This is a genomic window from Aminobacter sp. P4_D5, from assembly GCF_056401815.1.
Map to the genome: position 1 here is coordinate 1 of NZ_JBFUIP010001415.1, position 516 is coordinate 516.

1 protein-coding gene is annotated in these 516 nt (G+C 71.7%); it reads left to right on the plus strand.

Annotated elements, in window-relative coordinates; genetic code table 11:
- Window positions 1–98 precede the first annotated feature (98 nt).
- Window positions 99–516 (plus strand): urease accessory protein UreD (locus AC1DWF_RS38725; RefSeq protein WP_476843696.1); only part of this gene is annotated, 418 nt, incomplete at its 3' end.

Consider the following 516-nt stretch of genomic DNA (forward strand, 5'->3'; position numbering starts at 1 on the left):
GGGGCGTTGGATGCGGTAGCGGCGCGCGCCGAGCGTGACATGGAGGAGCATGGCCGTGAGCTTGCCATGCGTTAGGAAACGCGGCCACCGTCACCTGCATGATTCGACATCAGCGCGCGATCGGCGCGGCATCGCTGGAGGTGGCAGCGCACGGGCTGGCGCGGCTGCACCAGGCGGCGCCGCTGCGGGTGCTCTTCCCGACACCCGATCCGGGCCAGCCGCTGGAGGCGGTGCTGGTGAATGTGGCGGGCGGCCTCGCCGGCGGCGATGGGCTGGAGGCGCGGATCACGCTGCGCGAAGGGGCGAAGGCACTCGTGACGACGCCGGCCGCGGAGAAGATCTACCGGAGCCTCGGCGAGGAATCCCATATCGCCCTGCGCCTCGAGGTCGCGGAAGACGCCGTTCTGGAATACCTGCCGCAGGAGGCGATCCTCTTCGACAGCGCACGCCTCCGCCGCCGCATGGACGCGCAGGTGGCGCCCGGCGGGACGCTGCTGGCGGCGGAATCCGTCGTCC